26 protein-coding genes and 1 other RNA gene are annotated in these 25020 nt (G+C 66.3%); 16 read left to right on the top strand and 11 right to left on the bottom strand.

Going from position 1 to position 25020, the window contains the following annotated elements; genetic code table 11:
* Nucleotides 1–2: 2 nt before the first annotated feature.
* The 3 genes from JYJ93_RS13485 to JYJ93_RS13475 all read right to left on the bottom strand — a co-directional run bounded on the left by JYJ93_RS13485 (nt 3) and on the right by JYJ93_RS13475 (nt 2517).
* Entirely contained in the window at nt 3–320 is a 318-nt protein-coding gene (locus JYJ93_RS13485; RefSeq protein ID WP_206790738.1) for a hypothetical protein, read from the bottom strand.
* Nucleotides 321–372: 52 nt separating this feature from the next.
* Nucleotides 373–1884 (bottom strand): hypothetical protein, encoded by a 1512-nt coding sequence (locus JYJ93_RS13480; protein ID WP_206790736.1) that lies wholly within the window; start codon nt 1882–1884, stop codon nt 373–375.
* Nucleotides 1885–2160: 276 nt separating this feature from the next.
* Nucleotides 2161–2517: a hypothetical protein gene (locus JYJ93_RS13475; protein WP_206790735.1), complete on the bottom strand. Its 357-nt coding sequence runs from the start codon at nt 2515–2517 to the stop codon at nt 2161–2163.
* Nucleotides 2518–2700: 183 nt separating this feature from the next.
* Between JYJ93_RS13475 and rph the strand changes: the two genes are divergently transcribed.
* Together rph and JYJ93_RS13465 are read left to right on the top strand one after the other, a co-directional pair.
* A complete protein-coding gene (gene rph, locus JYJ93_RS13470; RefSeq protein WP_206790733.1) occupies nt 2701–5235 on the top strand; it encodes a rifamycin-inactivating phosphotransferase in 2535 nt (844 codons plus the stop codon).
* A 70-nt stretch (nt 5236–5305) separates the two neighbouring features.
* Complete coding sequence (locus tag JYJ93_RS13465; RefSeq protein WP_242544393.1) at nt 5306–6421, top strand: sterol desaturase family protein; 1116 nt, start codon at nt 5306–5308, stop codon at nt 6419–6421.
* Here the strand turns inward: JYJ93_RS13465 and JYJ93_RS13460 are convergent.
* Complete coding sequence (locus JYJ93_RS13460) at nt 6390–7418, bottom strand: helix-turn-helix domain-containing protein (protein WP_206790730.1); 1029 nt, start codon at nt 7416–7418, stop codon at nt 6390–6392. The genes JYJ93_RS13465 and JYJ93_RS13460 overlap by 32 nt on opposite strands.
* A 75-nt stretch (nt 7419–7493) precedes the next feature.
* Here JYJ93_RS13460 and JYJ93_RS13455 point away from each other — a divergent pair, with 75 nt between their 5' ends.
* From JYJ93_RS13455 to JYJ93_RS13440, 5 genes are all read left to right on the top strand, one after another.
* Nucleotides 7494–8339 (top strand): dienelactone hydrolase family protein, encoded by an 846-nt coding sequence (locus JYJ93_RS13455; protein ID WP_206790728.1) that lies wholly within the window; start codon nt 7494–7496, stop codon nt 8337–8339.
* Nucleotides 8340–8766: 427 nt separating this feature from the next.
* Nucleotides 8767–9918, top strand: a complete 1152-nt coding sequence (locus JYJ93_RS13450) for a hypothetical protein (protein WP_206790726.1) — start codon at nt 8767–8769, stop codon at nt 9916–9918.
* A 214-nt stretch (nt 9919–10132) separates the two neighbouring features.
* On the top strand, nt 10133–10540 hold the full coding sequence (locus tag JYJ93_RS13445; RefSeq protein WP_206790724.1) for a DUF6585 family protein: 408 nt from the start codon (nt 10133–10135) through the stop codon (nt 10538–10540).
* Entirely contained in the window at nt 10537–10671 is a 135-nt protein-coding gene (locus tag JYJ93_RS40575) for a hypothetical protein (protein WP_269012792.1), read from the top strand. The genes JYJ93_RS13445 and JYJ93_RS40575 overlap by 4 nt, the downstream gene beginning before the upstream one ends.
* A 254-nt stretch (nt 10672–10925) precedes the next feature.
* Nucleotides 10926–13118, top strand: coding sequence for an alpha-amylase family glycosyl hydrolase (locus JYJ93_RS13440; protein ID WP_206790722.1), 2193 nt, complete (start codon nt 10926–10928; stop codon nt 13116–13118).
* 64 nt (nt 13119–13182) lie between these two features.
* Here the strand turns inward: JYJ93_RS13440 and JYJ93_RS13435 are convergent, their stop codons facing one another.
* Together JYJ93_RS13435 and JYJ93_RS13430 are read right to left on the bottom strand one after the other, a co-directional pair.
* On the bottom strand, nt 13183–14829 hold the full coding sequence (locus JYJ93_RS13435; RefSeq protein ID WP_206790720.1) for a hypothetical protein: 1647 nt from the start codon (nt 14827–14829) through the stop codon (nt 13183–13185).
* Nucleotides 14830–14945: 116 nt separating this feature from the next.
* The gene (locus tag JYJ93_RS13430) at nt 14946–16670 is read right to left on the bottom strand and encodes an FG-GAP-like repeat-containing protein (protein ID WP_206790719.1); all 1725 of its coding nucleotides are present in this window, start codon (nt 16668–16670) and stop codon (nt 14946–14948) included.
* Nucleotides 16671–16893: 223 nt separating this feature from the next.
* On the opposite strand from JYJ93_RS13430, the gene JYJ93_RS13425 reads away from it, so the two are divergent.
* The 6 genes from JYJ93_RS13425 to JYJ93_RS13400 all read left to right on the top strand — a co-directional run bounded on the left by JYJ93_RS13425 (nt 16894) and on the right by JYJ93_RS13400 (nt 20620).
* Nucleotides 16894–18093, top strand: coding sequence for a hypothetical protein (locus JYJ93_RS13425; protein ID WP_206790717.1), 1200 nt, complete (start codon nt 16894–16896; stop codon nt 18091–18093).
* A gap of 250 nt (nt 18094–18343) precedes the next feature.
* Nucleotides 18344–18703 carry a hypothetical protein gene (locus JYJ93_RS13420; RefSeq protein ID WP_206790716.1) on the top strand — a complete coding sequence of 120 codons (360 nt, stop codon included), beginning with the start codon at nt 18344–18346 and terminating at the stop codon, nt 18701–18703.
* Between the two features lie 40 nt (nt 18704–18743).
* Nucleotides 18744–18944 (top strand): hypothetical protein, encoded by a 201-nt coding sequence (locus JYJ93_RS39985; RefSeq protein WP_242543788.1) that lies wholly within the window; start codon nt 18744–18746, stop codon nt 18942–18944.
* Between the two features lie 205 nt (nt 18945–19149).
* Nucleotides 19150–19518, top strand: coding sequence for a DUSAM domain-containing protein (locus tag JYJ93_RS13410; RefSeq protein WP_206790714.1), 369 nt, complete (start codon nt 19150–19152; stop codon nt 19516–19518).
* Nucleotides 19519–19769: 251 nt separating this feature from the next.
* Entirely contained in the window at nt 19770–20222 is a 453-nt protein-coding gene (locus JYJ93_RS13405; RefSeq protein ID WP_206790713.1) for an IS5 family transposase, read from the top strand.
* Entirely contained in the window at nt 20141–20620 is a 480-nt protein-coding gene (locus JYJ93_RS13400; protein ID WP_242544391.1) for an IS5 family transposase, read from the top strand. The genes JYJ93_RS13405 and JYJ93_RS13400 overlap by 82 nt, the downstream gene beginning before the upstream one ends.
* On the opposite strand, the gene JYJ93_RS13395 is transcribed toward JYJ93_RS13400, so the two are convergent.
* The 3 genes from JYJ93_RS13395 to JYJ93_RS13385 all read right to left on the bottom strand — a co-directional run bounded on the left by JYJ93_RS13395 (nt 20606) and on the right by JYJ93_RS13385 (nt 21417).
* The gene (locus JYJ93_RS13395; protein ID WP_206800719.1) at nt 20606–20761 is read right to left on the bottom strand and encodes a hypothetical protein; all 156 of its coding nucleotides are present in this window, start codon (nt 20759–20761) and stop codon (nt 20606–20608) included. The two genes, JYJ93_RS13400 and JYJ93_RS13395, sit on opposite strands and share 15 nt — an antisense overlap.
* Before the next feature lie 234 nt (nt 20762–20995).
* Nucleotides 20996–21217, bottom strand: coding sequence for a hypothetical protein (locus JYJ93_RS13390; protein WP_206790705.1), 222 nt, complete (start codon nt 21215–21217; stop codon nt 20996–20998).
* Nucleotides 21214–21417, bottom strand: coding sequence for a hypothetical protein (locus JYJ93_RS13385; RefSeq protein ID WP_206790704.1), 204 nt, complete (start codon nt 21415–21417; stop codon nt 21214–21216). Before JYJ93_RS13385 ends, JYJ93_RS13390 begins: the two co-directional genes overlap by 4 nt.
* Before the next feature lie 118 nt (nt 21418–21535).
* Between JYJ93_RS13385 and JYJ93_RS13380 the strand changes: the two genes are divergently transcribed.
* Nucleotides 21536–21745, top strand: a complete 210-nt coding sequence (locus JYJ93_RS13380) for a cold-shock protein (RefSeq protein WP_206800285.1) — start codon at nt 21536–21538, stop codon at nt 21743–21745.
* 106 nt (nt 21746–21851) lie between these two features.
* Entirely contained in the window at nt 21852–22721 is an 870-nt protein-coding gene (locus JYJ93_RS13375; protein ID WP_242543787.1) for an IS630 family transposase, read from the top strand.
* 316 nt (nt 22722–23037) lie between these two features.
* On the opposite strand, the gene JYJ93_RS13370 is transcribed toward JYJ93_RS13375, so the two are convergent.
* On the bottom strand, nt 23038–23334 hold the full coding sequence (locus JYJ93_RS13370; RefSeq protein WP_206790703.1) for a hypothetical protein: 297 nt from the start codon (nt 23332–23334) through the stop codon (nt 23038–23040).
* Nucleotides 23335–23390: 56 nt separating this feature from the next.
* Nucleotides 23391–23754: a transfer-messenger RNA gene (gene ssrA, locus JYJ93_RS13365) on the bottom strand.
* Between the two features lie 157 nt (nt 23755–23911).
* Between ssrA and JYJ93_RS13360 the strand changes: the two genes are divergently transcribed.
* Nucleotides 23912–24919 carry an NAD(P)-dependent alcohol dehydrogenase gene (locus JYJ93_RS13360; protein WP_206790702.1) on the top strand — a complete coding sequence of 336 codons (1008 nt, stop codon included), beginning with the start codon at nt 23912–23914 and terminating at the stop codon, nt 24917–24919.
* Nucleotides 24920–25020: the final 101 nt, after the last annotated feature.

The following is a 25020-nucleotide window of genomic DNA, read 5'->3' as shown; positions in this document are numbered from 1 at the left end:
CCTCAGAGGCAACGCGTGCAATAGAAGTAGTCGGTGTACACGGGATAGGCACTCTCCACGCCCCAGCAGGTGGCATTGCAGGACGCATCCAGCTCGCACTGACCGAGCAGCCCATCGTCTCGCATGGGGTAGGAGTCCCAATAGGTGGTGAGCCGGGGGACGTAATACTGGGTACAGGCGCTTGCCTTCACGGAGCCGCCGGACTCGGAGACCACCGCGGGTCGCGGTGCTTCGTTCCCGGCGCCCTCCAGGCCGGAATCACCTCCGCACGCCACCAGACCCGACGCCAGGAACGCAGCCACAGCCAGGAGATGCTTCATGGGGTCCTCACCTCGTGAAAGGAACTCTGCGGGAAGGCGCGCAGCCTGAATCTCACTGCACCCGCTTGGGGAAGACACTGATGCTGTACCACCCCGAATTGTATTCCCTCACCACGTGTATCGGCGGGTTTCCAGGGCTGCCGGGCATGGGGTACAGCAGGAAGTTGTCCGCGAAGTTGACGACGACCGCCCCAAGAAGGTCGTTCCCCAGCGAATAGGTCCGCTGAGTTGTCTGCGTCTGCGTCTGCTCCAGGCTGGCGCCAAACTTGAGACCAATCTTCTTCAGGATCGAGAACTCAATCCCAAAGTTGGCTGCGAACTTGACGGTCTTGGACTCCGTGCTGACAAATGTTTCCGTGGTGTCGACCTCTTCAATCTCAACAGAGATCGTCGTGGCGTAGTCATTGAGGTCCCACGAGAACAATGGAAGGTTGATGAACTTGACGTTCAGGAACGTAACCTTGGGAATGTAGAGGAAGCCCGTTCGAACGTACTCAACGAAAAACAGCTCGTCGGGGGTGGCGCTGAAGTAATTGATCAGCTCTGTTCCAAGCCCGTTCTTCGCATTGAAGAGGGTCCGTACCTTGAATTCATAGTAGCCCCCGGTCCACCCTGAGTTCGGACTCGTCGTATAAGACTTGAGGACTGGATCCCCGGTCTGGTCGGCGATCTTCGAGTACGCGGAGGCAGGGTCGCCCACCAGACGGAAACTTCCGACATGTTCCTGATAGGCATATGAAAACGCGCCCGTCGGCTGGCTGGGGGTGATGTTGTAATAGATGTAATCCCGCTGCCAGCCGTCAACGCCGTCGTAAGGGTTGTAGAGATTGTAGGCGGCAAGCTGCTTCGCATCCGCATCAATGGCAAGCCAATCAATGGCCTTGGCGGAAACCCGTGTCCCATCAAAGCAGTCGGCCAGGAACGTGAACTTCGTACCGTCGCTCGCAAGAAGCTCTCTTCCGGTGGCGGATGCCCGTGCCGCGTTCGAGGCCTGGACGACGCGCTCGTTCTCCTTCACGACGACCACCGGGAACCCCGGGATGTATTGGGACTCCAGGGTGTAGATTTCGCCCGTGGCGTTGATGATGGCGACGTCGTTCGTGCGCCGGGTGGTGACCCCCACGGAGGGCACCTGGGTCGCGGGATCCCAGGCTGCGGCCGAGAAGCTGTTCTCCGGAAGAGTCGGGACGAAGATCGTCAAGAGAGGAAGGGTCGCGTCGACCTCCGCGAGCAGGTCTTCCGACTCGAAGTGCTCCAGCAGGGTTTCCCGGACCGTCTTCCCGGTCGCGAGTTCGCGATCTTGAATCAAGCGATAGAGGACGTCGTAGTCCCTGTCGAACATCTTCATTGCTTCGTTCTTGAGCAACTCGCGAAGCGAGGCGTCGCTGGCGATCGCGGACGCGAGGGCCTTGCCAAACTTGAGCTTCAACTCATCACGCCGCTCCATCACGGAGGATGACGGTGGTGCTTGTTCGGGCCCGCTCGCCTCGGGGCCACCTGAGCACGCAGCCAGCGTGAGGCACGCGAGGGTGAGTGCCCCAAAGGCGCGCACACGGTTGGACATGACTTCCCTATCATTGCGCTTTTCATTTGTCATTCTGGCACGAGGTGGGTGGAGGGGGATGTGTCCAGACTCGTTCGCCAGTTCTTGCTGTTGGGTCAGCAAGAGCCGGAGCCCTTCAGCATAGACATTGCCAATTGGCATTGAACGCATGCGCTTACATTGACGTTCGATTATGGACTGTCTGCTGATGCGGCAACTTTCCATTGGCAGGCATGTGGCCAACGGACTGGCGAGGATCCTCGGAATCTCGCCATGGCTGAGGTGGACCGCCCGCGCTCAAAGCGCCAGCAGCACGTCCACCTGCGACTGGAGTGTCCGGGCCTCTTCGTGCTTGCCGAGCCGGGTGTAGAGCGCCACTGCGTCGCGACGCTCCTGGACTTCACGCTGGACGAGGGCCTCCACCGTCTCCGGCGACAACAGCAGCCGGGGCACCTCTCCACTTCCGAGTCCTCCCGCGCTGCCGGCGAAGTCGCCACCGACCGTGGCAGGAGCCACGCTCATGTCGGGCGCCTCGGCGTTGTCGATGGCGGCGAGTGTCTCCCGAAGCACCGCCGAGGCGGGCGCGTTCCGGGTGCGCAGGGCCTCCTTCATCGCGGCCCGCAGCGTTGCCTTCCATTCATCCACGGTCTTCATGAGGCGACAGTAGCTGCCGCTGCAATCCAACGCAGCCCTTTTCTCTTGGCCAGCCCCTGTGACTCAGCCTCTTCTACCTGAAATCCAGGTCGACCTGAAGTTCCAAATAAATAGGCGCCAACCAGTCAGCTTCAAAGCTTGTCATGCCTATAGTCGCGGCCTCTTCACGAGGGAGGTGCAGGGATGACTGCTTACGCGCTTGGCTTTCAGGAGATCGACCGGACTCGAATCATGGAGGTCGGAGGGAAAGGCGCGAGCCTGGGGGAGCTCTCCAGGCTGGAAGGAGTCCACGTCCCGGAGGGCTTCTGCGTCTCGACCGAAGCCTTCAAGCGGATCCTGGGCGAAGCACCGGCGACAGCCGAATGGCTCGAACGGCTGTCGCTGCTGAAGGCAGAAGACCGGGAGGGCCTCCGGGCGGTGAGCGCGGAGCTTCGAGCGGTCATCGAAGGGACCGCCATCCCCGAGGACGTGCAGGAAGCCATCACCCGCTTCCTCTCCAGGACTGGCGAGCAGGTGTCCTATGCCGTCCGGTCCAGCGCGACGGCGGAGGACCTGCCAACGGCGTCCTTCGCGGGCCAGCAGGACACGTATCTGAACGTCATCGGGACGGCGGCCATCCTGACGCACATCCGCCGGTGCTGGGCATCACTCTTCACGGAGCGGGCAGTCGCCTATCGCATCCAACACGGCTTCGACCACCGCAAGGTCCACATGGCGGTCGTGGTGCAGAAGATGGTCGTCGCGCAGGCGGCCGGAATCCTGTTCACGGCCGATCCGGTGACGTCGAACCGGAAGGTGTCCTCCATCGAGGCGACCTTCGGCCTCGGGGAGGCCTTGGTCTCCGGTCTGGTCAACGCCGATGGCTACAAGGTGCGGAACGGACGGATCACCGAGAAGACCCTCGCCACCACCGAGCGGCGGAACAGCCCCGTGCTGACGGCTGAGCAGATCGTGCGGCTCGAGCACCTGGGGAGACGGATCGAAGCGCACTTCGGGCATCCCCAGGACATCGAGTGGTGCCTGCTCGACGACACGTTCTATTTTGTCCAGAGCCGGCCCATCACGACCCTGTACCCCATCCCGGACGTGGGAGACGGCGGCAACCACATCTTCGTCTCCGTCGGCCACCAGCAGATGATGACCGACCCCATGAAGCCCCTGGGGCTGTCCTTGTGGCAGTTGACCGCTGCTCGCCCCATGTACGCCGCGGGTGGGAGGTTGTTCGTCGATTGCATGAAGGAGCTGGCGTCACCGGCGAGCCGGGGGGCCATGCTGGAGATGCTGGGCCGCTCCGAGCCGATCATCCGGGACGCCCTCGAGACCCTCATCGCACGGGGCGACTTCATCCAACCCCTGCCCTCCCCGGAGCCTGCTCAAGGCAAGCCAGGGACGCCTCCGCCTGTCCATGACGACCCGGCCGTCGTCGCTGACCTGATTGCCCAGAGCCAGGCGTCAATCGAAGCGCTGAAGCAGAACATCCAGACGAAATCCGGAATGGAGTTGCTGGATTTCATCCTGGAAGACTTCCAGCCCCTGCGGCGGAGCTTGTTCGAGCCTCGAAGCTTTGGCGCGCTCATGTCAGGAATGAACGCCGCGTCCTGGCTCAATGAGAAGATGCAGGCCTGGCTGGGCGAGAAGAGCGCCGCGGACACGCTGTCCCAGTCCGTACCGAACAACATCACCTCGGAGATGGGGCTGGCGCTCCTGGATGTCGCGGACGCGATCCGGCCGCATCCGGAGGTGGTCGAGTACCTGCGAAGCGCCCGGGATGAAGGCTTCCTGGAAGGCCTGGCCGGGTTGGAGGGTGGGCAGGCTGCCCACGACGCCATCTCCGCGTATCTCGACAGATTTGGCATGCGTTGCGTCGGGGAGATTGATGTGACGCGGACGCGCTGGCGCGAAAGCCCCACGACGCTCGTCCCCTTGATTCTTGGCAACATCAAGGCCTTCACGCCCGGAGCCAGCCGCCGGAAGTTCGAGGAGGGGCAGCAGGAGGCCTTGAAGAAGGAACAGGAGCTCCTGGCGCGGTTGCGGCAACTGCCGGAAGGCGAAGAGAAGGCCGGAGAAACAGAACGGATGATCCGCCGGCTCCGGAACTTCATCGGCTACCGCGAGTACCCGAAGTACGGCATCGTCAATCGCTACTTCGTCTACAGGCAGGCCTTGCTGAAGGAGGCCGAGCGGCTCGTGCAGGCCCACGTGCTCCAGGAAAAGGAAGACATCTATTCCCTCTCCTTCCAGGAGCTTCGCGAGGTCGTGCGCACGAACCAGGTGGATGGCCAGCTCATCCGCCAGCGAAAGGACGAACACGAACGCAACCGGAAGCTGACGCCCCCGCGGGTCATCACCTCCGATGGAGAGATCGTCACGGGTGCGTACAAGCGAGCCGGCCTCCCCGCCGGAGCCCTCGTCGGGCTGGCGGTCTCCTCGGGCGTGGTGGAGGGACGGGCGCGCGTCCTCCTGGACATGACGGACGCGGAGCTGGAGGAAGGCGACATCCTGGTCACGCCCTTCACGGACCCCAGCTGGACGCCCCTGTTCGTGTCCATCAAGGGTCTGGTGACCGAAGTGGGAGGACTCATGACCCACGGCGCGGTCATCGCCCGGGAGTATGGCCTGCCGGCCGTCGTCGGCGTGGAGCACGCGACCCGGCGGATTCAAGACGGGCAACGCATCCGCGTGCATGGCACGGAGGGGTACATCGAGTTCCTGCCCTGACCCTGCTCTTTCGCCAGGGTGGTGTAGGCTTACGCCCCGCCGCACTCCTTCTGGACGGTCCTCCTTGGAAATGCTTCTTGCTCCCGCCCGGCGCATCGACCTGGGCAAGCGCGCCGGTGTCACCGGCGGGCTGTTGGGCGTGCTCTGCGTGGTCGCGGAGTTCTGCTTCCTGTTCCCCCACGTGCTCGTGTCAAACGATGGCCGGGCCTTCTACGTGGAGCATCTGGAGGTCTTCCGGGGCATCCTCCAGGTGTCCATCGTCGCCACCTTCCTGCTGGGCACCTTCAGCGTGATGACCCTGCGCTCCAAGGCGCACGGCGGCATCGCCATGGTGCTGGCGATGGTGGCGCTGCTTCTGGGGGGCAGCGAGGCGGAGCCCCTGACGCACACGCCACGCGCGATGAGCGCGGGCCTGGACTTCTTCGCGTTGGACCTGCTGGTGCTCGGGCTCGTGTTCATTCCCATGGAGCGGCTGTGGGGGCTGCACGAGCAGAAGATCTTCCGCACCGGCTGGCAGACGGACCTCAAGCACTTCTTCGTCAGCCACGTGGGCGTGCAGCTCATCTCCTTCGCGGTGCTCATCCCCGTGCAGGTGTTCCTGTCCTGGGCCGTGAAGCTCGACTTCCAGGCGCACGTGGCCGCGCAGCCCATCTGGTTGCAGTTCTTCGAAATCCTGCTCGTCATCGACCTGGTGAGCTACTGGGTGCACCGGGCCTTCCACACCTTCGGGTGGATGTGGAACTTCCACGCCATCCACCACTCGCCGCTGCAGATGGACTGGCTGGCCAGCTCGCGCAGCCACCTGGTGGACACCCTGGTCAACCGCTTCGCGGGCTTCGTGCCGGTGTTCCTCCTGGGCTTCCACCCGTCCGCCATCTACGGCTACCTCGTCTTCGTGTCGTTCCACGCGGTGTACATCCACGCCAACGTCAACCACCGCTGGCCCTACCTGCGCTGGATCTTCGCCACGCCGGAGTTCCACCACTGGCACCACACGTCGGATGACGAAGGCATCGACAAGAACTTCGCCGTCTTCCTGTCCTTCATCGACGTCATCTTCGGCACCGCGCACATGCCGGCCCACTGGCCCTCGAAGTACGGGACCACGAAGTTCCAGCCGCCGGAGACCTACCTGGGACAGCTGGCGTACCCGTTCAAGCGCCATCAAGAGACGCCCTACGGGTAGCCCGTGAAGGCCTGGGCCCTGGCCGTCTGCCGCGGGGGCTCTCGCCGGCGTATCGCCGGTAGACGCGCCGAAAGGCAGCCGCGTCGGCGTAGCCCACCCGCGCCGCGACGTCATCGACCGAGTCCCGGGTCGTCTCCAACAGGTGGGAGGCATGCGCCACGCGGACCCGCTGCACGAACTCGAGCGGCGTCATGCCCAGGCCCGCCTGGACCCGCCGCGCGAGCGTGCGCGGGGACGTGGCGGCGGCGCGGGCGAGTTCCGCTAACGACAACTGCCGGCCGAGGTTCGCGGCGATGAACCGTTCGACCGAGCGCAGCGCCGGGTCCGAGACGCGCAGGTGCTCCATCACCATGTATCGGGACTGAGAGACGCGCTCATCCAGCACGAGGTAGCGGGCCACCAGGTGCGCCAGTGACGGGCTCGCGACGCGCGCGACGATGGCCAGCATCAAGTCAGCGTGCGCGAAGGCTGAACCCGCGGTGAGGACGCCGTCACTCTCGATGACCATCCGGTCCGCGCGGACGGTGACCTGGGGGAAGCGGCGCACGAACGAGGGCACCAGCCACCAGGTCGTCGTCGCGTTGAGTCCGTCGAGGAGCCCCGCCGCCGCCAGGACGAAGGTCGCCGAGCACGATGCCGCGACCCTGGCCCCCTTCGCCGCCGCTCGCGCGAGCAGCTCCATGCCGCGCGCGGTGTCGGAGCGGGAGAGCAACTGTTCGACGGCGCGCTCGCTGGCCGCGGAGAGTCCGGGCACCAGCAGCACATCTCCCGCCTTCACGCTTCGCAGGCTGAGCGCGCCATCCACGCAGACAGGGCGCCCCGTGCCGGAGCGGACCGGGCGGCCGTCCAGCGACACCACGCGTTGACGCAGCGGGTTCGCGCGGGGAGCGCCCGGGACGAGGCCTGATTCCAGCAGGCGCGCGGCCGTGTTGATCACATCGAGGCCGACACCCAGCGGGCCCTCGGCCACGCCATCCAGCACGACATGCCAGATCATACCTGGCAAGAGTAGACCGAAAGCTGTCAATGCCGCCACTGGCTCGCCAGGGAGGATTTCCCGCATCGTCCGGGCATGACTCCTCCCGCACCCGAGCCCACCGCCGACGATCCCCTGGATGACTTCGAGCGACGCACCATCACGCTCCAGTCGACCCCGCGCGCCGTCTACGTCGCCGGAAGAGGTCCCGCGGTCATCGTCATGGCCGAGATGCCCGGCATCAGCCCTCACGTCGCGCGCTTCGCACGCTGGGTCCGGGACGCCGGCTTCACGGTCTACATGCCGTCGTTGTTCGGGAGGGATGGGGCCTATCCGCGGGCGGAGGCGGGGCTCGCCGTGATGAAACGGGCCTGCGTGAGCGCGGAGTTCCGCGCGTTCGCGGCGAATGCGTCAAGCCCCGTGACGCAGTGGCTGCGTGCGCTCGCGAGCCTCGCGCACCAGGAATGTGGAGGACCCGGCGTCGGCGCCATCGGCATGTGCTTCACCGGCAACTTCGCGCTCAGCATGATGCTCGAGCCCGCGGTGCTGGCGCCCGTCCTGTGCCAGCCCTCGCTGCCGCTCGACGCTCCAGGAGCGATTCAAATCGCCCCCGAGGAGGCCGCGGCCGTGAAGGAGCGGCTCGAGCGTGAGGACCTGACGGTGCTCGCCTACCGCTTCGACGGCGATCGCTTCTGCACGGCGCAGCGCTTCGCCGCGTACGCCGAAGCGCTGGGGCCTCGCTTCCAGCCCCGGGTGCTGCCGTCGTCGTCCGCGAACCCCAGTCCCCCACCCTTCTTCGAGCGGATCGTTGGCGGCGCGCACAGCGTCGTGACCGCGCACCTCATCGACGCGGCCGGAGAGCCGACCCTCGCGGCACGGGATGAAATCCTGTCCTTCTTCGCGCGGAGGCTCCGTGAGGCCCCAGTGAAGAAGACACTCTGAGCAAGCCTGGCTGGTGGCGAGAGGGCTCACGGCCCGGGCGGCCTCCCGTCAGCGGCCCTTGATTTCCACATCGCATCCATCCCACCGGTGCGCTGGAATTGCACCTCGACGGGGCGCGTGCCTTCGGCCCTTCCTGGTAAGAAGGCAGGAACGCTGCCAAGGGGGGCTGGTGCAAACCTGGATGTACTTGTTTGTCGGGCTGCTTGTGGGAGTGGGCGTCACAGGCTTCGTCGCGTGGACCATGGCGAGGAGATTCCGTCGGGCAGAAGGCGCAAGGCTTTCTGTAAGCCCGAATGCGGGGGCCAGAGAGGCGGTCAGAGGAGTCCTGGCGACGCGTTTGGATGTCCCGCCCCAACTCGTAGCCGCGCCAGAAGCGGCATCTGGGGACAACGCGCCGGGGACAGCCATCGAGTGGTCAATCGGGTCGATGAAGCTCGGCACGGTGACCCGTCTCGCCCACCTGGAAGGCACGCGGCGTGAAGAAATGGTCATCAACCGGGCGCTGCGTGATGGCGTGGAGGGGCTCCTTCAAGGGGCGCCTGCACTGGCCTCATCGGCGGGGCAGATGCTCACGAATCGCTACACGCTCCGATTTACCGCCGAGGCATCCAAGGGACTGGCCGATGGCTCTTTGAAGATGATGCCCTCGAAGCTGGGTGGCATCCGAGCCAATGTCATCAATGAAAAGGGGCGGGTCGTCTCACAGGCAAGTCTTGAGGCTGTGTCGAAAGCCGGCGCAGTGACCCTGGCGCTATGGCAGGGACTCGCCATCATCACCGCGCAGAAATTTCTCGCGGACATCAACAAGCGGCTTGCCTCCATTGAGAGCGGCATCGCGGACCTGAAAGAGTGGCTTGAGCAAGAACGGCTCGGCGGTCTTCAGGGAAGCCTTACCTACCTCAAACAACTGGCGGAGGCCGTTCATCGAAGTGACCTCTCCGAGGCTGACATCATCGCCTTCGCCAATCAGCTTGAGGCTATCGAGCGCGAGGCGCAGCAGACCATGGCGGCCTTGGAGCCGGCCCTCGACCAGCGCTTTGTCGAAGCCCAGAAGATGAACCTTACCGGGAGGGGCCTCAAGAACCATTCGGCGGCGGCTCAGGACCATGCGCTGATGTTCGAGCGCCGCGCCAAGGAGCTCCACCTCGCCGCGTTTGTGCGGGGCGCAGCAATCCAAGTGCGTTCCGCGCTCCCGCTCGCGAAAGAAGTCGCACGGCTTCGCCTTGACGGCCTTGGATCGGACTTCCAGCGGCAAGTCGAACGGCAGCAGAACTTCCTCCAGATGCTCAACCGCCGCGTGCCTGAGCTGCAAGGGGCATGGTCCTGGGACTCCACTGATGCAAAGCACCAGCAAGTGCTGCGCGGCTTGCTGAATCGGGCGGAGCGCAATCTATCCGAGGGCACCAACCTGGTGAACGAGGCCGTCTGGACCTTGAAGGAGCAATTCGGGGAAGAGTTCAAGCAAGGCAGCGGGCCGCTGGAACTCGTCGCCACACTTGATGGGACAGGTGCCCTGATCCACTTGGAAAGGGTGTTCCACGAGGACCAAGCACCGAACTTCGTTCCCGATCGCGAGTGAACAAGGTCCGAAGCACAATCGAAGGCTGCGAGCGAAACTCAGGTTCGGGACGGCATGTGACCAAGAACGACATGGTCGCCGGGGTGGATGGCATTGATGCCCAGAGGAAGGGTCGTGACCGGGCGTCGTGCCTGCCGCCAACTCAGGTCGGCGCGCCGTGAACAGGCCCGAGCAATTTTCGTCTGTTCATGCCGCTGCTAGATTTCGCGGATTCATGACACCTGGACGCCAGCCCCTGCGGGTCCACTGCATCTCGCCTTGGATCGCGGTGGTTATTTTCGCTGTCTTCCTCTTCCTGTCGCTGCACAATGCCGTGATGGCGAAGCGGCCTGCCTACAGCCGTTTCGAGATCATCATCGCGTGGCTGATTGTCGTCGTCGTGTGGGGCGCGTTCTTCGCCCTCCTGTGGTTTCTGCGGCAGCAGCGGGTGGAGTTGTATTCGGAGGGGCTCGTTCACCATCAGCGGCAGGGCGCGGTGCGTCTGACGTGGCAGCAGGTGGTGCGATACGAAGTGCACCTGACGCACAACCCTCATGCTGGCGGGTCACTGTCCCAGGCCATCTGGTCCCGGCTGGCGAAGAACGGAGAGCGGGCTCGCTCACTGGCTTCTACCAGCTCGTGAAGGCGGTACTCGACGAAGTGGATCCGGTGCTCACGGAGCGTTGGATGGAGCAGCTTCGCCAGGGGGAGCGAATCTCCGTGGGCAACACGGTGAGTCTTTCCACCGAGGGACTCATCGCGAACAGTCGGTAGGTCGCAATCTCGGACGTGTTGCAGGCGCGCGCCATCGACGGGCAGGTGCGCGTGCAGGTGAGCGGTGGAGGGTGGATGGAACTCGGTCGCATCCCGAATGCGTATGCGCTGATATCCATTCTGAAGTCCCTGCGACAGGGCGTCCGTGTCACGGCTTGAACCTCGCGATGCGCTTGGAGGATGGGCCTCGACATGCCGCCGTTATGCTGCGCTCCGGATTTTCATGGGGCGTCGTCCCCAGAGGAGCGCAGCTCATGCATTGGCGGAAGTCCCTTCTCACGCTGGCCATGGCGGGTGTCCTGGCCGCCTGCCATGACGGGAACAGTGGAAGCGATGGTGGGACCCAGCCTCCGCCTCCGGTGGATGCGGGTGAGGACGCTGGCGTGGAGGATGGCGGGGTGGACGCGGGAGTGGATGCGGGCACTCCGTACACCGCCACCGTCGACACCGCCGCGGCCCGGGCCGACAGCCGCCTGGCCTGCTTCAAGGGCAACGGCGAACCCGCGTGCGGCCTTCGCCTGTACCAGGTCATGGTCGAGGCCTTCGTCGATGCCGACAGCACCGCGGATTACAACACCGGTTACGGAACCAGCCATCACAAGGGGGACTTGCTGGGCATCATCAACAGCCTCGACGCCATCAAGTCCACTGGCGTCAACGCACTCTGGCTGACACCCGTCTTCGCGAGCGTTCCCGTGAACGGCCAGGACGACTGGGCCAGCCGCCTGGATGCCACGGGATATTTCGCGTCGGACTACTTCAACGTCGACCCGAAGTTCGGCACCAACGCCAGACTCCAGGAGCTGGTCGACGGCGCGCATGCCCGGGGAATGTATGTCTTCCTGGACGGTGTGTTCGGTCACTACAAGGTCAACGCCAGTGATTACCCCTCGCCGCAGGGCCGCAAGCTCTCCACCACGGGGCAGCAGGGAGGCACGGGACGCTCGGCGGTCTATCCGGACGACCTCGAGTTCTTCAAGGAGGTCGCCGCGCACTGGGTGACCACCTACAAGGTCGACGGCTGGCGTTTGGATCAGGCCGCACAGGTCCCGGTGCAGTACTGGGACGACCTGCGGACCGCCGTCGCCCAGGCCGCGGCGGACGTGAGCTACACGAACGCGGCGGGCCAGTCCGTCCATCCGCTGGGGTACATGGTGGCGGAGATCTGGAGCGGGCCGGCGGACATCGCCAGCAACGGCTATGGCCCCGCCGCGAGCCCCGCGCTGCTGTCCGCATTCGACTTTCCGGTGCGCTACAGCCTGGTGCAGACGCTGGCCGTCGAGGAGTCCGGCACGGGGAACCGTGGAGCGAACAACCTCCAGGCGGGGTATCAGAACCAGTTGGCCTATCCGGCCCACGCCATGCCGAACCTGATGCTGACCAACCACGACCTGGTCCGCTTCGGCGACCTCCTCCAGCGAGGAGGCCTGGCGCAGCCCGAGGACAATTCCTGGTGGGCGCGGCACAAGGCCGCCTTCAGCTTCATGGCCGGGTACAGCGGCCCCATCACCCTCTACTACGGTGACGAGGTCGGCCAGGAGCTGCCGGGCTTCGCGGCCAAGGAGGACAACGCAACCTGTGCCGTCCGGGGACTCTGCGACGACCATGTCTCCCGGACCTCCGCCATCGTGGATGGGATTCCGACCACGGTGGGAGCACCCGCCACGGTGCTCACGCCCGCGCAGGCGGACCTGAAGCTGTATGTTTCGTCACTGTGGGCGCTGCGCGATGCGCATCCGGCGCTGGCGAACGGCAGCCGGACGCATATCTACTCGGACGACACCGTCTACATCGACCGCAAGGACACGGGCAGCGACCACGTCCTGTATGTGTTGAACGTGAAGGCAACGCCCGCCGTCATCACTGTTGCTGGGACGGCCATTGGCAGTGCGGGAGCGCTCGTCGGGCTGATGGGAGGCGAGGACGTGGCCCTCGTGGATGGGCACCATGACATCGCTCTGAGGCCGTTCGAGGGCCGGTTCTTCGTCATCGCTTCGCCGACGGCGGAAGGCCCGCAGACAGGCCCGGGCGGTGGACTCTCTGGACAGGGGCCGTTGGCGCGTTGCGACGCCCCGACGGTGGATGGGCTTGGGCCGCTCGGCAAGGAGCTCTTCATCCGGGGCAGCTATGTCGGCGGAGACAACTTCGGCGCGACGCCCGCCAACCGCCGGTTCGCCTACAAGGGCGACAACATCTACCAGGTGGTGGTCAACGAGCCGGACGTCACCGCGTATACCTTCAAGTTCGCCAGCGCGGACTGGTCCACGGAGCTCGCGGTGTTGGGTGGGAACCCGGTGGTGATTGCCTCCGAGCAGCCCATGGCGCTCGCCGCGGGCCCCGGCAAGGAGTCCTCACTCGCGATTCCAGAGGCCGGCGACTACGTGTTCAGCTTCCGCATCAATGCCAGCAACAACGGCGGCGAGCTGATGGTGAGCAAGTGCCCCTGAGGCGCTGAGCGCCCAAGGAAGAAGCCTGGCAACCCCTATCGGATTGCCAGGCGCTTCCACTTCATCACTTGTGCTCGGGGGACCTGGGCATCTCCGTGGCGTAGATGGCGTGGGAGCCGCTCTGGATCTTGGCCTTGCTGCCGAACATGATCGATTCGTCGTTCGGGTTGAAGGTCTTGTTGGGGACGTGCATCCCCGACCCCGACCAGTAATGCCCGAACGCATTCGTGGGCAGGATGAGCTTGTCACCCAGCGTGTTCGCCGCCGTCTCCAACACCATGGCGCAGGTCCGGCAGGGGGTCTTGACCCCGCCGATGAACGCGGGCTGCAACGAAGTCAGGCTCCCCGCCCCATCCAGCGCCGTGAGCACCGGGTAGAAGAGCTCCTCGGCGTGGATGTCCTTCTTGGTGAAGTGGGTGTCCCCCGTGCCCTTCCCGAACTTCTTGGGGAGCACCACGTAGACCTTGCCAGCCTGGACGGGAGCGCCCTCCAGCGTCCAGTGCTCGAAGCCATTCGCGTGGTTGGCCACCGTCAGCCCCAGCGTGTTCGCGGAGCCGAACGACAGGGACTGCGTGAGGGCGTTGAATACGTACGGCCACTTGTACTGGAAGTAGGACGGATAGACGCCGCTGTTGAACTCCCGCTGGTACTGGGGGAGCTTGTCGGCGTGCAGCTTGCCAATCTTCCGCATCTTCGTCGCGTAGGTGCCGGACGATGACTTGGGCAGCTTGATGTCCGCGAGGAACGTCTTGAGCGACGTCTGCGTCTGGAGCTCTTTCAGCAGTGCATCGGAGTACGTGATGTTGTTGGACGCCAGGAAGAGGGAGCCCGCGGCCCACATGGCCTGGACCTCGACCGGGACGTTGGTGTCGCCTCCGCCGTTGAACTCAATGACGAACAGAAGCGAGCTGAGCCTGCGCAGGAACGAATTGGGCCCCAGCTCCCGGTAGTCCCAGGTGACGTCGCGCTCGATGAGCTTCGCCGCGTTGACGACGGTGGGCATGGAGCTGCCCCCGCGGGGGTAGGACTTCGTGCCAATCGTCTCCGAGTCATTCAGCTTCTTCTTGTACGTGGAGAACGACACCACCTTGCCGGTGTGAAGCTCCGTCTTCAGCGGGTTGGACGTGTCGTTGAGCGCGCCGTACTTCGCGTCGAACTTCCGCCGGAAGCGCTTGCGGGACTGGTACACCGCCTCGCTCGTCGCGAGCCGCGCGCTGTCGGAGGTGTCCTCGACCTCGAACGGCTGCTCGTAGACCGTCGCGTCCTCCGGCCCCAGCTCCAGCTTGCGCTTCTTCTTCGTGTGCTGCTCGAACGCCTCCAGCATCGAGGTGTCCACGTCCTCCGTGCCGTAGAGGTCCAGGTCGTTCACCTGGGTCGGGTCCAACTGCCCCGGCGCCTTGCGCTTGAGCAGGCGCGTCGGCTTCTTCGCGACGTGCGGCTTGAGGAGGAACACCTCGTCGGCCTGGCCGCACTTGGGGCACAGGGGACGCGCGCCCTTGAGCGTCGGGTAGTCGTCCGCGGAGCACAGCCCGGAGGTGTACGCGCACCGTCGGCAGTTGAAGAGGTAGGCGTTGATGGACTTCTGGACGGAGGGCGTCGGGCCGAACTTCTTCGCGCACTCGCTGCAGGGGGGCGGCTGCGGCAGCGCCTCCCCTGCGTTGAAGAGATCACTGACCCGCTTGCAATGCTGACATTCGTAATAGAAGAGCATCCGCGTCCCTCGTGGTTCCGGATGTTCTCCGTCCTCCGCGCGGGCGGTCAAGCGAGCGGGCTGGCGCGGAGCGGCGGCCTCGCGAGGACGGCGCCGCTCCGGTGACTCCGAGGGGGCTACGGCGCGAGGGCGTTCGCGTCGAACGTCTTGCCCAGGAATACCTGGGTGCCCAGCGGGCGGCTTCCCACCAGGTCGACCTTCCCATCGTGGTCCACGTCACCGATGAAGCGTGGGAAGGCGGCCTGCCAGCTTCCGCTGGCGACCGTGAAATTCTTCAGGACCCGCTGCGCCGGGAGGAACGTCGTGCCGGTGGAGAACGAGACCCAGACGTAGTCATGGCCGAACCCGATGATGTCCGCGCGGCCATCCGCGTTGAGGTCGCCCAGGTACCGCGGGTAATCCGCCGTGGCCCAGCCTCCCACGCTGGGATCCGCTCCGTAGTCGGCGACCCAGAGGGCCGGCGGCGCGAAGGAGGCGGTGGTCGCGGTGGAGGTGGACAGCGCCACGATGACGCCCCACTCCGAGAAGCCCACGATGTCCGCCTTGCCGTCGCCATTCACGTCGGCGACCCGGCGGGGGTGGCGCACTCCGTCCCAGCCGCCCTGCACGGCGGAGCTGCCGAAGGCGGCCAGGGCCACTACGGGGGCCGCGAACTGCGTGCTCGCGGCGCACAGGGCTCCCGTGCACTGCGACAGCGAGACCACGGTGCCGCTGCCGTTGAAGCCGATGATGTCGTCGGTGCCGTCGCCGTTGACGTCCGCGAGCATGCGCGGCGCGGCCAGGGCGCTCGGCCAGTCCGGACTGGCGTGGTGGAAGCCGACGAAGCTGAAGGCGCCCGGCGTGAAGCTGTAGCCCGTGGAATAGGAGAGCGAGACGCCGTTCTCGCCGAAGCCGACGATGTCGGCCCGGCCGTCTGCGTTGACGTCGCCGACGGAGCGGGGGTGCAGGGTGCCGCTCCAGCCCGCGCTGGTCCCGAAGTCCGCCAGCCAGACCTGGGCCAGTTGGAAGGTCCGCTGCGAGGCGTTCGCCGAGGCCACGCGCACGCCGTTGCTGTGGAAGTAGATGAGTTCGTCGCCTGCGACCCCATCCACGTCCGCCAACTGGCGCAGGACCTCCCCGGGAGCATCACCCAGGGTCCAGAACTGGTCGGTCCAGCGCCTCGGGCCATAGACGCTGGCCACGCCCACCTTGTCGAACGCGCTCAGGGTCTCGGACATATTGCTGTTGCAGGCGTTCATGGACTGCATGAGCGAGTTGCGGTCGTAGCGGGTGTACGCCGGACCGAGGTTCACATTCGCGCTGCACGGGGCCTGGGCGTCGTCGCGGTGCTGCTCGTGGTTGAAGCCCATGACGTGCCCGAGTTCGTGGGAGGCGAGATATTGCAGGCGGCTGAGCCGGCCCGAGAAGTTGGTCCCGGGCAGGTCGATGAAGCCCGATCTGCCTTGCGATGGCAGGAGCAAGGTATTCGCCATCCCCACGCCCACGATGCCTCCTCCGCTATCCGGGGGCGCGCTCGGTATCAACTCGAGGCGGACGTATTTCGTGGTGCCCGTGGTGGGGCACTCCTCGGTCCAGATGAATCGGACCTGGGATTCGAACTCCCAGGTGCGCGCGAGGGACTCCATCATGAGCTGCTTGTCCACGTCGTAGCCGGGGGTCAGCCAGCAGACCGGGATGACCGGGTCCGTGAGCGACCAGAGCTGGACTCCATTCTCGGAATAGAGCGCATCCGACTTCACGGAGAGGTCCGGCTCCCGCATGGGCGCCTGGACCTCTCCACCACATCCATTGATGACAACTCCAGACACCGCGAGCCACAGGGCACGTCGAAGCAACGACACGATGGTTCTCCCCCAAGGGATTGGAATGAAAGACGGCAACCCCTTTCGAGTGGGGCGGCAGCCTACCGTCCGGGCCTGGAAGCGATCCACCTGACGGACGTGCTGCTTCCCCATCCATGCGGCGGTCGCTCGCGCGGGTCTGGGGGACTTCAGGGGGCCGGGTGTCGGGTCAGCCAGGTCTCCACATCCTTCAACTGCGGCTGCGAGTCCGCGAGGAGGAACCATGACGGAGACACTGGAAGTCGTCCCAGGGGAGCGTGAGGAAGGCGCGGCGGTCCTTGTGCGTTCCTGGCAGCTGACGAGGACGCTGCTGCAGGAGCTGTCCCCCAGGGACCTGCGCACGGGGCGCTGGTTCACCCAGTTGCTGTCCATCTACCTGCGGCACTACGACACGCACCGGCTGCACGCGGTCGCCGCGGCGAAGGGGACGGGCGCTGACACCACCGAAAGCCTCATCCGGCAGGCCTGCGAGGCGGCCTTCCTCACCGGCGCGGGGAGTGGCTCGGTCACCACCGGCATCACCGCGGCCTCGGCGGACGCGGGCGTCGCCGGGTTGATGGTGGCCCTTCCCGCCTCGGGGCTGGTCGTCACGGCGGAGATGATGGTGCGGGCCCTCATCCACCTGCGGCTGGCGTGCGACCTGGCCAGCGCCTTCCACATCCGCTTCGACCCGGAGGACCCCGCGGATTTCTCGCGACTCTATTCCCTCTTCCATGGTGGGGAGCACGACGAGGAAGAGGACCCGCTCGGCCTGGAGCGCGTGGAGCACCTGACGCAAGCGAAGGCGACCGACCTGGGCGAGGACCTGGGCGCGAAGCTGCTGGGTGACAGCGTGGCGCGCAACATCGTGCCCTTCCTGAACGTGGTGACGTCCTCCGTGGACAACTGGCGGCGCACCCGGCGGCTGGGCGACTCCATGCTCCGCTACGTGCGGCTGCGCCACGCGCTGGAGGAGGCCAACGCGGCGCTGCGCAAGGTGGCGCCGCGCAACGAGAGCCTGCTGCTGGAGAGCGCGTGGTTCCTCTTCATCTCCGACGGCCGCCTCCGCGAGGAGGAGTCCGCCGTGCTCACCCACGAACTCTCCCGGCTCACCCCGGCGCGGCGAAGGGAGACGCGGGTGCGCTTCGTGGACGACGAGTCCGATTGGCTCCAACGCCTGCGCTCGGCACCGGCCAGCGCGCGTGAAGTCCTCCAGGAGTCCCTGAACGCGCTCGCCGCCGCGGACCTCTCCGTGACCGACCCCGAGCGGGCCCTGCTTCAAAAGGCCGCGCAGGCCCTCCACACCTCCCTGGACCGCGGGCACCTGGAAACGCTGGTGCGGCGCTACCGCGAGGAGGGCGTGGCCCACGCGCCCAAGGCCCGGGCCGCCGTGTCACGAGCACACCCGGCGGCGCGCGAAGAGACGCCGGCGCGCGTCCACTGAGGTCCCCTCCCCGCCCGGGAGGCCCTCGCTTGGCGTTGCTGTCGGAGGTAGTTTGCAGGATGGCTGGTTGCACCCGGGTTTGCCGGCTCGGGATGGCCTCGAAGAGCCAGGAGCGGGGCCTCTACTGCTCCTGGCCTTTCGCTTCCGCGAACACATCCTCTGGGCGCAGGCGCGACGAAAGCCAGCAGCCTGGGATGCCGGTAGAACCGACACCCTCGACACTCGTACCCGCGCGTGCGATGTCCGCGTCGTGCCCACCCACAGTGAGACGAAGACGCCGCCGGAGCGGCGCCGGGCGCCCGCAGGCACCACGCTGGCGGTGGAGCGCGGCCTGCGCGAGGTCCACCAGGGGGACACCGTGCGCCTCAAGGGCACGGAGGCGACAGCTGAGGTGACCAGCGTAGAGGCCACGGCCCCGCTGCCCATCTTCATCAGCTTCCACTCGCTAGACTTCGCGCCGAAGCAAGGGGACGTGCTGGATCCGCAGCCGAAGCCGGGCGACAAGTTGCCCGCGCTCATCGCGCAGGTGCACCGCGCCTCGGGGGCGGCCTCCGTGCGCGGTCCCCGCGCCCTCTTGAGAGGGATTGAACTTCAACCAAAACAGACATAGACCGCCATACATGCACAATCAGGGCACTCGATTCGTGACCATGGTCGTGGCGGCACTCGCGCTGGTGGGGGCGAGCTGCGGTGGCGGTGCCCATGCCCGGGCGAGCGCCGCCGAGCCCAGCGCCACTGCGGTGTACCTGGCCCAGGCGCAGTGTGGCCCCCAGGACTCCACGGTGAGCTGCTGCGTGAAGACGCACCCGGGCAACCCCGCTCGTTGCGGGGCCACCGACTTCGAGGCATAGGAAATCCTCTTTGGCGCCAGGGTCGCCAAGGAGCTGGCCCGGGAGGACCTGCCGGAGTGGAAGCGCTACTGTATGAACGAGTACGCGAAGTGCCAGGAGCAGGACTGGATAGGCTCCTGCTACGACTGCTTCCGCCTCTGTGAGGGCCAGCAAGGGGAATGGCCACACGACAGATGATTCCGGCAACGGAAGGGGCGGTAGCGGCATGAGGCAGGACATCAACTGGGACGAGGTGCGTGCGCTCGCCGCGCGCGTCGAGGCCGGCGAAGCACTCGCGCTCACCGCGGACGTGCGTGAGTTGCTGCTGCGTACTGCGCGCGAGGTGGCCATCCCTGAGCCGGATGCACAGGCCGCCGTCCAGGACGCGGCTGCTGCGACCGCGCTTCTGCGCGAGGCTCGCTCGCGGATCCGCGAGGGCTCGATGCGACTGGCGCGCACGCGGATGCTGGCTGGAGACCTTGCGAAGGCGGGCGATAGAGCCGGGGCCCGGAAGCTGCTGGAGGACCTGCTCGCCGTGGAGGTGGTGCCTCTCTACCGTGAGCTAGCGGAGCTGGAGTTGGAGGACTTGGACTGACTGGCGCTCACGCGCACCGCGGGCACAGCACCAACCACTTCTTCCTGAAGGTGGTCCCGCGAGTCATCTCCTTCAGCACGAGCGGGCCCTCGCTCGGGGCCACCTGAGTGCCGCACCGGCAGCGCCCGGCGCGGAGGTTGGGGCGCCTGCCCTGCTCGGCGCTCGCTAACACCAGGTGCCGCGTGCCGGTAGGCTGTGTCTGATGAATAGGGCGTCTCCAGGTGTTGTCTCCCAGAAGGAGGCAAGCCGGGATGATGCGCTACGAGCTGAACGAGCGGCAGTGGAGGGCCTTGGCTCCTCTGCTGCCGCATCAGGGGCGAGGCGGGGCCTGGAGCGACCACCGCAGCGTGCTCAATGGGATTCTCTGGCGCTTGCACACGGGCGCCCCCTGGCGCGACCTGCCCTCGCGCTATGGCCCCTGGCAGACCGTCTATGACCGCTTCGTGCGCTGGCGCAAGGACGGCACCTGGCTGCGGTTGATGCACACGCTCCAAGCGCAACTGCGAGCCCAGGACGAGTTGGACATGAGCGTTCTCTTCGTCGATTCCACCGTGGTGCGCGCCACCCGCGCAGCCGCCGGAGGCGGCAAAAGGGGGGCCCGCACGAGCCCGAAGACCACGCCCTGGGGCGCTCGCGCGGGGGCTTTTCCACCAAGCTCCACCTCACCTGTGAGAGTCACCGCCACGTGCTCTCCATCGCCCTGACGGCGGGGCAGGCCAGTGACTTGACGGGAGTCGTCCCCGCCCTGGACGCGGTCCGTGTCCAAGGCCCACGAGGACGCGCGCGCCAGCGGCCGGGCACGTTGGTGGCGGACAAGGGCTACAGCTTCGAGGCCGTGCGCACCTGGGCGCGAAAGCACCACGTGCGCGCCATGCTTCCGCGTCGCGCGGACCAGACCCGCTTCAACGCGCGATGCCGCACTCACTTCGACCCGGCCCTCTACAGGCAGCGCAACGTCATCGAGCGGGCCATCGGCCATTTGAAGGACAAGCGCGCCATCGGGGCCCGCTACGACAAACTCGCGCTCAACTACCTGGCCCTGGTGCAGGTGGCGCTCATCTTCTCCTACCTGCGCCACCTGCATCCATCAGACACGGCCTAGCGACTGCACCAGCAGGGGCACCTGATCCACGGCGGCCTCCTGCCGCTGCTGCCGGCGCGAGAGCAGGCCATTGAGGAGCGGAACCAGGAGCTGGCTCACGGCCAGTATGAGGACGGCGGACTCGGTGCTGACGGGGGGCATGCCCCACAGAAGGGGCGGCGCCTCACCCTGGGGCACGTGGGCTGCGAGGCCCAGCGGGCGTCCAGCGCGTCCACGCCCACCGAGACACCTCTCCGGCCGGGCCGGGCACGAGCTCGCGGCGCCATCGTCTGCCGCCCGGGCCTCGGTGGAAGCCGCGAGGGAGCACCACGCCCGCGGAGCCCCCAGGCATCGGGCACGGCAGGTCCTTGCGCTTGCGGGGGCAGGAACAGGGCGTCACAGCCCCAGCTCCGCACGCCAGCCGGGCACGAACATGTCCAGTTCGCCGGGCGCGAACCCACCACGCTCCGCGAGCCGCTCCAGGGACTGTTCGGTGGTGCGGTAGCGCCTGGAGTACTCGGCGTACGCGCGCTCAGGCAGGGCCCACGGGATGGTCCTGGGTATCCCGTTGTCGAAGTCCTTCTGAATCACGAGGAGGGGGAAGCGGCGCTCGTTCATCGCGCGGACTCCGCGTCCCGGCCGTCGGAGTCCCATCCGAACCAGCCGAGGTGCAGGCGGCCCACGGCCTCCTGGACGCGCTCCTGGAGGATGCCGCTGTCGTACAGGAGCCCATCGATCCACGGAGCCACGGGTTCCAGGGCACCCACCTCGCGCCCCTCATGGTCCGTCACCGTCATGCGGCCTGGGTAGTTGGTCATGCCGGGCCTGAAGGGGCGGTGCCATGCGACTTCAGGCCAAGGTGGCTCCAATCATGTCACTCCCAAATTCACGACAACGACCTGGATTTCTCCAGGCGAAGCGCAAGGGGATAGCCGCATGTCGGAGAGGCAGACGGGAAGCGTGAAGTGGTTCAACGAAGAGAAGGGATTTGGATTCATCACGCCCCAGTTCGGAGACGATCTCTTCGTGCATGTCAGGGCCATTCAGTCGGACGGAGTCCAGACTCTCAATGCGGGGCAACTGGTCAGCTTCATCGCCGTGCGGGGAAAGAATGGGATGCAGGCGGAAGAGGTCCAGGTGCTCTAAACGACCGCGCATGAATCCCGATCGGCTCGGAGGGTAGGCAGGCGCTGGGAGCCGAAGGAAAGGGGCAGGAGCTCGCACCGTTCGGCCTTGTGTGCGCAAGAACCGGATGAAGAAGCGAGCCCTGCCTCAGGGAAGGCAACAGCTACGCCTGCGATGTCCTGACCGCAGGCGGCTGATTCGCTGGGGAGAGAGGACTGGCTGCCCGCTCACCCTGCGGCGGTGTCTGGCGGTCGCGAAGGTGGCCAGTGGTCAGTCACGGACGCAAGCCGCGCGGCAGTTGCTGTGCGCCATGTCCACGGTGGTGGCTGCGGTTCAGCGCTTCCAGAACTCAGGCCGAGAAGGCCTCTTGGACGGGCGCGCTCAGAATGGGCAGCGCAAAGTGGACGAGCGATTCCGGCAGACGTTGTGCCGGGTGCTGGAAGGCACGCCGCAGCAGTCCGGTTGGCGGCGCACGACGTGGACGCGCGAGTTGCTGGTTCGTGAGGTGGAGAGGCGAGGCCGGGTACGTGTCTCGCCCGCGACGATGGGACGCGCCTTGGCCTCGGTGGGAGCCCAGAGAAGGCGTCCACGTCCCGTGGTGCGCTGCCCCTGGCCGGAGCGCAGACGCCGACGGCGCCTCTGGCAGCTGAAATGCCGTGCGGCCTTCGCCCGGCCCGGCGAGCCCGTGTTTTTCGAGGATGAGATGGACGTGCACCTCAACCCGAAAATCGGCCCCGACTGGACGTTGCCTGGACAGCGCAGAGAGGTCGTTACCCCGGGCAACAACCAGAAGCGTTTCGTGGCGGGGGCGCTGGACGCGCGCACGGCTCGGGTGACTTGGGTGCAGGGGGAGAAGAAGACGAGTGCGCTCTTCATCGACCTGGTGCGCGCCGTGGACGCCGGCTATCCCAGAGCGAAGCGTCTGCATTTCATCCTCGACAATGCCGCCACCCACTCCAGCAAGAAGACGCGCAAAGGCGCTGGAGGCACTGGGTGAGCGACTGGTGCTGCACTTCCTGCCGCCGTACTGCCCGGAGGGCAACCGCATTGAACGCCTGTGGTGGGACGTGCACGCCAACGTCACCCAACCATCGCTGCAAGAAGATGGAGGCGCTCATGACCGAGGTGGACGCCTACCTCGACGCGCGCAACACGCAGAAGACGGCCAGCCCCTTGCTGCGCGCCGCACCTGCTCGACGCGCAGCGTGAGACCGTTCGAGAATTACGAGCGGTCGTTTAGAGGCCAACATCCCGCTGGAGGGCAATGGAAGAACGGTGACGCCGGAATGGCAGTGGCGCGGAGTGTCGTCCCCCTACTTACGGGTGTCGTCGGCCATCTGCTCCACGCTCGTGATCACCAGGGTCTTCTTGAAGAAGTCCACCACGTATCTGGCGCGCCAACCCTCCACGCGCACAGCAGTAGCAATCTGCGGGCGAGGCACGACCGGATCCACCAGACGCGGTACGGGATAGCCGCGCACGGCGGCATCCGCCTTCACGGCTTGCTCCAGACGTTCACGAACAGCCTCGGGCAGCGCATCCAGCTTCGCCCGGGCGAAAGCGTCACAGGTGATGGGACAGAGGTCGTCGTACGGCATCACGTTGCTCACGGTGGCTCCCGCCCAAAGAAAAAGCCTGGCAACCCGTACTGGATTGCCAGGCTTCACTGTGGAGGCGGAGGGAATCGAACCCTCGTCCGAAAGCCGTCGGCTCTTCGACCCTACGTGCGTAGTCCGCGATTTGCTACGTCACCCGGGCTCCCACGGACGGGATCCCTGATGCCGGTCCTGGAAAGATCTCGTCACCTCGGGCCCAGGCACCCTTGGCGACCAGTCCGCATTATGACGGCCCATCCCTACCCCACGGACCGAGAGCAGGGGGACCGCGCACTAGAGACTGCTAGTTAGGCAGCCAGCGCGAGCTCAACGTTGTCGTTGGCTTTTGTGTTGTTGTCGGAAGTTTTACGAGCACCCAACAAGCTCGGCACGCGTCTCGAACGTCATTGCCCCCGTCGAAGCCAGGTCGCCCCCGGTTCGATGTACGTCATGCGGCCCCATCTGCTCCGCACCCGTCCTACATTAACCGCTGAACGCCCTCCGTCAATCCTCCTGAAGACGCGACGGCCGCTCCCGCATCATCCCCTCCCCTGCCTGCCCTCCAGGCAGCCCCTTTTCCGGAGGCACACCCATGCAGGCGTATGAGCTCCACACCCCCACCGGCTCCTCCAGTTGGACCCTCGTGGAGACGCCCCAGCCCCAACCGGGCCCCGGCCAGACGCTCGTCCGCATCCACGCGGTCTCCGTCAACTACCGCGACCTCATCATCGCCCGCGGCACCTACCCCGGCCTCAAGCTCCCCCTCATCCCCTGCTCGGACGGCGCGGGTGAGGTCGTCGCCGTGGGCTCCGGCGTCACCCGCGTGAAGCCCGGCGACCGCGTCGCTCCCACCTTCTTCCAGGTGTGGACCGACGGCGAGCGCACCCCGGAGAAGGTCGCCCACGCGCTCGGCGGCAGCGTCCCCGGCGTCCTCGCGGAGTACGTCTGCCTGGACGCCGAAGGGCTGGTGCTCCTGCCGGACTGGCTCTCCTACGAGGAGGGCGCCACCCTCCCCTGCGCCGCCGTCACCGCCTGGAACGCGCTCGTCCCCCAGGGCGGCCTCAAGCGCGGCCAGACCGTGCTCGCGCAGGGCACCGGCGGCGTGTCCATCTTCGCCCTCCAGTTCGCCCACCACTTCGGGGCCCGCGTCCTCATCACCTCCAGCCAGGACGCCAAGCTCCAGCGCGCGAAACAGCTGGGCGCGCAGGGGCTCATCAACTACCGCACGACGCCGGACTGGGAGGAGGCCGTGCTCACCCTCACCGGCAACCAGGGCGTGGACCATGTGCTGGAGGTCGGCGGCGCGGGCACGCTGCCCCGCTCCATCCAGGCCACCAGGGAGGGCGGCCACATCGCGCTCATCGGGCTGCTCACCGGGGCTCCCGGCAAGCCGGACACCACGGCCACCGGCGCCAGACGCCTGCGCGTCGTCAGCACCTACGTGGGCAGCCGCGAGATGTTCGAGGACATGCTCAAGGCCATGACGCAGGAGAAGATCCGGCCCGTCATCGACCGCGCCTTCCCCTTCGCCCAGGCTCGCGAAGCGCTCCAGTACATGGAGTCCGGCGGCCACTTCGGGAAGATTGTCATCACCGTCTGAGGCGACGCACTGGCGCGCAGGTGACAGGCGCCGTCAGAAAGCGTCCCACCTCGGGCCAACCTCCGGCGTAACGTCCCGCGCGTCCCCAGCACCGAAAGGGT

Source organism: Corallococcus sp. NCSPR001 (assembly GCF_017309135.1).
In the GTDB taxonomy this organism is placed as follows: Bacteria; Myxococcota; Myxococcia; order Myxococcales; family Myxococcaceae; genus Corallococcus.
This window is presented reverse-complemented; position numbering and strand designations above follow the sequence as displayed.

Coding starts and splice junctions, on each gene's coding strand:
- JYJ93_RS13385 (WP_206790704.1), bottom strand. CDS start 21,417: ATGACCAACTACCCAGGCCGCATGACGGTGACGGACCATGAGGGGCGC.
- JYJ93_RS13445 (WP_206790724.1), top strand. CDS start 10,133: ATGACACCTGGACGCCAGCCCCTGCGGGTCCACTGCATCTCGCCTTGG.
- JYJ93_RS13435 (WP_206790720.1), bottom strand. CDS start 14,829: ATGCTCTTCTATTACGAATGTCAGCATTGCAAGCGGGTCAGTGATCTC.
- JYJ93_RS13380 (WP_206800285.1), top strand. CDS start 21,536: ATGTCGGAGAGGCAGACGGGAAGCGTGAAGTGGTTCAACGAAGAGAAG.
- JYJ93_RS13455 (WP_206790728.1), top strand. CDS start 7,494: ATGACTCCTCCCGCACCCGAGCCCACCGCCGACGATCCCCTGGATGAC.
- JYJ93_RS13425 (WP_206790717.1), top strand. CDS start 16,894: ATGACGGAGACACTGGAAGTCGTCCCAGGGGAGCGTGAGGAAGGCGCG.
- JYJ93_RS39985 (WP_242543788.1), top strand. CDS start 18,744: ATGGTCGTGGCGGCACTCGCGCTGGTGGGGGCGAGCTGCGGTGGCGGT.
- JYJ93_RS13410 (WP_206790714.1), top strand. CDS start 19,150: ATGAGGCAGGACATCAACTGGGACGAGGTGCGTGCGCTCGCCGCGCGC.
- JYJ93_RS13375 (WP_242543787.1), top strand. CDS start 21,852: ATGAAGAAGCGAGCCCTGCCTCAGGGAAGGCAACAGCTACGCCTGCGA.
- JYJ93_RS13475 (WP_206790735.1), bottom strand. CDS start 2,517: ATGAAGACCGTGGATGAATGGAAGGCAACGCTGCGGGCCGCGATGAAG.
- JYJ93_RS13460 (WP_206790730.1), bottom strand. CDS start 7,418: ATGATCTGGCATGTCGTGCTGGATGGCGTGGCCGAGGGCCCGCTGGGT.
- JYJ93_RS13405 (WP_206790713.1), top strand. CDS start 19,770: ATGATGCGCTACGAGCTGAACGAGCGGCAGTGGAGGGCCTTGGCTCCT.
- JYJ93_RS13450 (WP_206790726.1), top strand. CDS start 8,767: ATGAAGCTCGGCACGGTGACCCGTCTCGCCCACCTGGAAGGCACGCGG.
- JYJ93_RS13485 (WP_206790738.1), bottom strand. CDS start 320: ATGAAGCATCTCCTGGCTGTGGCTGCGTTCCTGGCGTCGGGTCTGGTG.
- JYJ93_RS13480 (WP_206790736.1), bottom strand. CDS start 1,884: ATGTCCAACCGTGTGCGCGCCTTTGGGGCACTCACCCTCGCGTGCCTC.
- JYJ93_RS13465 (WP_242544393.1), top strand. CDS start 5,306: ATGCTTCTTGCTCCCGCCCGGCGCATCGACCTGGGCAAGCGCGCCGGT.
- JYJ93_RS13440 (WP_206790722.1), top strand. CDS start 10,926: ATGCATTGGCGGAAGTCCCTTCTCACGCTGGCCATGGCGGGTGTCCTG.
- JYJ93_RS13395 (WP_206800719.1), bottom strand. CDS start 20,761: ATGCCCCCCGTCAGCACCGAGTCCGCCGTCCTCATACTGGCCGTGAGC.
- JYJ93_RS13390 (WP_206790705.1), bottom strand. CDS start 21,217: ATGAACGAGCGCCGCTTCCCCCTCCTCGTGATTCAGAAGGACTTCGAC.
- JYJ93_RS13360 (WP_206790702.1), top strand. CDS start 23,912: ATGCAGGCGTATGAGCTCCACACCCCCACCGGCTCCTCCAGTTGGACC.
- rph (WP_206790733.1), top strand. CDS start 2,701: ATGACTGCTTACGCGCTTGGCTTTCAGGAGATCGACCGGACTCGAATC.